Consider the following 5,096-nt stretch of genomic DNA (forward strand, 5'->3'; position numbering starts at 1 on the left):
ACTCAACAGCGTGCCAAAAGTCAACGCCAGATATGTTGATACCCCGTCCACCTCGGTGGATGAGGTTCCTTTGAAAGTCCATCGGCATCCATGTGATGCAGATGGCACACACAGCGAGGACGCTGTGAACGACCGGACCTATTCCGTCTGGTCGTTCCGCTCCCGTGTGTGTTACCGGGATAGCCCGGAAGCATTCACGGAGAGTTTGATCCTGGCTCAGGACGAACGCTGGCGGCGTGCTTAACACATGCAAGTCGAACGATGAACCTCCTTCGGGAGGGGATTAGTGGTACGACACGGGGTCGCATGACCTCCGTGTGGAAAGCTCCGGCGGTGAAGGATGAGCCCGCGGCCTATCAGCTTGTTGGTGGGGTGATGGCCTACCAAGGCGACGACGGGTAGCCGGCCTGAGAGGGCGACCGGCCACACTGGGACTGAGACACGGCCCAGACTCCTACGGGAGGCAGCAGTGGGGAATATTGCACAATGGGCGAAAGCCTGATGCAGCGACGCCGCGTGAGGGATGACGGCCTTCGGGTTGTAAACCTCTTTCAGCAGGGAAGAAGCGAGAGTGACGGTACCTGCAGAAGAAGCGCCGGCTAACTACGTGCCAGCAGCCGCGGTAATACGTAGGGCGCAAGCGTTGTCCGGAATTATTGGGCGTAAAGAGCTCGTAGGCGGCTTGTCACGTCGGATGTGAAAGCCCGGGGCTTAACCCCGGGTCTGCATTCGATACGGGCAGGCTAGAGTTCGGTAGGGGAGATCGGAATTCCTGGTGTAGCGGTGAAATGCGCAGATATCAGGAGGAACACCGGTGGCGAAGGCGGATCTCTGGGCCGATACTGACGCTGAGGAGCGAAAGCGTGGGGAGCGAACAGGATTAGATACCCTGGTAGTCCACGCCGTAAACGTTGGGAACTAGGTGTGGGCGACATTCCACGTCGTCCGTGCCGCAGCTAACGCATTAAGTTCCCCGCCTGGGGAGTACGGCCGCAAGGCTAAAACTCAAAGGAATTGACGGGGGCCCGCACAAGCAGCGGAGCATGTGGCTTAATTCGACGCAACGCGAAGAACCTTACCAAGGCTTGACATACACCGGAAAACCCTGGAGACAGGGTCCCCCTTGTGGTCGGTGTACAGGTGGTGCATGGCTGTCGTCAGCTCGTGTCGTGAGATGTTGGGTTAAGTCCCGCAACGAGCGCAACCCTTGTTCTGTGTTGCCAGCATGCCCTTCGGGGTGATGGGGACTCACAGGAGACTGCCGGGGTCAACTCGGAGGAAGGTGGGGACGACGTCAAGTCATCATGCCCCTTATGTCTTGGGCTGCACACGTGCTACAATGGCCGGTACAATGAGCTGCGATACCGCGAGGTGGAGCGAATCTCAAAAAGCCGGTCTCAGTTCGGATTGGGGTCTGCAACTCGACCCCATGAAGTCGGAGTTGCTAGTAATCGCAGATCAGCATTGCTGCGGTGAATACGTTCCCGGGCCTTGTACACACCGCCCGTCACGTCACGAAAGTCGGTAACACCCGAAGCCGGTGGCCCAACCCCTTGTGGGAGGGAATCGTCGAAGGTGGGACTGGCGATTGGGACGAAGTCGTAACAAGGTAGCCGTACCGGAAGGTGCGGCTGGATCACCTCCTTTCTAAGGAGCACTTCTTACTCGGACTTGTCCGGGTCAGAGGCCAGTACATCAGCGAATGTCTGATGCTGGTTGCTCATGGGTGGAACGTTGACTATTCGGCGCACTTGAGTCTTGGACGTTAGTACTGCTTCGGCGTGGAACGCATCTGAGGGTTTGAGTGGGTCGGGCACGCTGTTGGGTATCTGAGGGTGCGGACTTAAGGTCTGCTCCTTCGCGATGCCGGCCCCGGTAAAGGTCCACGTTGGTGGGTTGTGACGGGTGGCTGGTCGTTGCTTGAGAACTGCACAGTGGACGCGAGCATCTGTGGCCAAGTTTTTAAGGGCGCACGGTGGATGCCTTGGCACCAGGAACCGATGAAGGACGTGGGAGGCCACGATAGGCCCCGGGGAGCTGTCAACCAAGCTTTGATCCGGGGGTGTCCGAATGGGGAAACCCGGCAGTCGTCATGGGCTGTCACCCGCTGCTGAACACATAGGCAGTGTGGAGGGAACGCGGGGAAGTGAAACATCTCAGTACCCGCAGGAAGAGAAAACAACCGTGATTCCGGGAGTAGTGGCGAGCGAAACTGGATGAGGCCAAACCAGTCACGTGTGATACCCGGCAGGGGTTGCGTGGTTGGGGTTGTGGGATCTCTCTTCTGTTGTCTGCCGGCAACAGGACGAGTCAGAAACCGTTGATGTAGGCGAAGGACATGCGAAAGGTCCGGCGTAGAGGGTAAGACCCCCGTAGCTGAAACATTAGCGGCTCGTTTGAGAGACACCCAAGTAGCACGGGGCCCGAGAAATCCCGTGTGAATCTGGCGGGACCACCCGTTAAGCCTAAATATTCCCTGGTGACCGATAGCGGATAGTACCGTGAGGGAATGGTGAAAAGTACCGCGGGAGCGGAGTGAAATAGTACCTGAAACCGTGTGCCTACAAGCCGTGGGAGCGTCGCTGTATGTGCTTGCACATGCAGTCGTGACTGCGTGCCTTTTGAAGAATGAGCCTGCGAGTTTGCGGTATGTTGCGAGGTTAACCCGTGTGGGGAAGCCGTAGCGAAAGCGAGTCCGAATAGGGCGTTGAGTAGCGTGCCCAAGACCCGAAGCGGAGTGATCTAGCCATGGGCAGGTTGAAGCGGAGGTAAGACTTCGTGGAGGACCGAACCCACCAGGGTTGAAAACCTGGGGGATGACCTGTGGTTAGGGGTGAAAGGCCAATCAAACTCCGTGATAGCTGGTTCTCCCCGAAATGCATTTAGGTGCAGCGTCGTGTGTTTCTTGCCGGAGGTAGAGCACTGGATAGGCGATGGGCCCTACCGGGTTACTGACCTTAGCCAAACTCCGAATGCCGGTAAGTGAGAGCGCGGCAGTGAGACTGTGGGGGATAAGCTCCATGGTCGAGAGGGAAACAGCCCAGAGCATCGACTAAGGCCCCTAAGCGTGTGCTAAGTGGGAAAGGATGTGGAGTCGCAGAGACAACCAGGAGGTTGGCTTAGAAGCAGCCACCCTTGAAAGAGTGCGTAATAGCTCACTGGTCAAGTGATTCCGCGCCGACAATGTAGCGGGGCTCAAGCACACCGCCGAAGTCATGTCATTGCAGCAATACTTCTAACGGAGGCTGTGATGGGTAGGGGAGCGTCGTGTGCCGGGTGAAGCAGCCGCGGAAGCGAGTTGTGGACGGTTCACGAGTGAGAATGCAGGCATGAGTAGCGATACAAGAGTGGGAAACTCTTGCGCCGATTGACTAAGGGTTCCTGGGTCAAGCTGATCTGCCCAGGGTAAGTCGGGACCTAAGGCGAGGCCGACAGGCGTAGTCGATGGACAACCGGTTGATATTCCGGTACCCGCTTTGAAGCGCCAAACATTGAATCAGGCGATGCTAAGTCCGTGAAGCCGCCGTGGATCCTTCGGGTGAAGCGGAGTGGTGGAGCCGACGAACCAGACTTGTAGTAGGTGAGTGATGGGGTGACGCAGGAAGGTAGTCCAGCCCGGGCGGTGGTTGTCCCGGGGTAAGGGTGTAGGGCGCTGTCTAGGCAAATCCGGACAGCATGAAGCCTGAGACCTGATGCCGAGCCGATTGTGGTGAAGTGGATGATCCTATGCTGTCGAGAAAAGCCTCTAGCGAGTTTCATGGCGGCCCGTACCCTAAACCGACTCAGGTGGTCAGGTAGAGAATACCGAGGCGTTCGGGTGAACTATGGTTAAGGAACTCGGCAAAATGCCCCCGTAACTTCGGGAGAAGGGGGGCCATTTCTGGTGATGAGATTTACTCTCTGAGCTGGGGGTGGCCGCAGAGACCAGCGAGAAGCGACTGTTTACTAAAAACACAGGTCCGTGCGAAGCCGTAAGGCGATGTATACGGACTGACGCCTGCCCGGTGCTGGAACGTTAAGGGGACCGGTTAGTCATGATTCGTCATGGCGAAGCTGAGAACTTAAGCGCCAGTAAACGGCGGTGGTAACTATAACCATCCTAAGGTAGCGAAATTCCTTGTCGGGTAAGTTCCGACCTGCACGAATGGCGTAACGACTTCTCGACTGTCTCAACCATAGGCCCGGTGAAATTGCATTACGAGTAAAGATGCTCGTTTCGCGCAGCAGGACGGAAAGACCCCGGGACCTTTACTATAGCTTGATATTGGTGTTCGGTTCGGCTTGTGTAGGATAGGTGGGAGACTTTGAAGCCGTGACGCCAGTCATGGTGGAGTCATTGTTGAAATACCACTCTGGTCGTGCTGGATGTCTAACCTGGGTCCGTGATCCGGATCAGGGACAGTGTCTGGTGGGTAGTTTAACTGGGGCGGTTGCCTCCTAAAGAGTAACGGAGGCGCCCAAAGGTTCCCTCAGCCTGGTTGGCAATCAGGTGTTGAGTGTAAGTGCACAAGGGAGCTTGACTGTGAGACTGACGGGTCGAGCAGGTACGAAAGTAGGGACTAGTGATCCGGCGGTGGCTTGTGGAAGCGCCGTCGCTCAACGGATAAAAGGTACCCCGGGGATAACAGGCTGATCTTCCCCAAGAGTCCATATCGACGGGATGGTTTGGCACCTCGATGTCGGCTCGTCGCATCCTGGGGCTGGAGTCGGTCCCAAGGGTTGGGCTGTTCGCCCATTAAAGCGGTACGCGAGCTGGGTTTAGAACGTCGTGAGACAGTTCGGTCCCTATCCGCTGTGCGCGTAGGAGTATTGAGAAGGGCTGTCCCTAGTACGAGAGGACCGGGACGGACGAACCTCTGGTGTGCCAGTTGTCCTGCCAAGGGCATGGCTGGTTGGCTACGTTCGGAAAGGATAACCGCTGAAAGCATCTAAGCGGGAAGCCTGCTTCGAGATGAGTACTCCCACCCCCTTTGAGGGGTTAAGGCTCCCAGTAGACGACTGGGTTGATAGGCCAGATATGGAAGCGCCGTAAGGTGTGGAGTTGACTGGTACTAATAGGCCGAGGGCTTGTCCTCAGTTGCTCGCGTCCACTGTGT

Annotated in this window: 2 rRNA genes; both read left to right on the top strand. The window is 57.0% G+C overall.

Annotated elements, in window-relative coordinates:
- Positions 1-193 precede the first annotated feature (193 nt).
- Positions 194-1,647 (top strand): 16S ribosomal RNA (locus OO62_RS35920).
- A gap of 305 nt (positions 1,648-1,952) precedes the next feature.
- A 23S ribosomal RNA gene (locus OO62_RS35925) occupies positions 1,953-5,075 on the top strand.
- The 16S and 23S rRNA genes sit together here, the layout of an rRNA operon.
- The last annotated feature ends 21 nt before the right edge of the window (positions 5,076-5,096 follow it).

Source organism: Streptomyces lydicus (assembly GCF_000717345.1).
Taxonomy (GTDB): domain Bacteria; phylum Actinomycetota; class Actinomycetes; order Streptomycetales; family Streptomycetaceae; genus Streptomyces; species Streptomyces lydicus.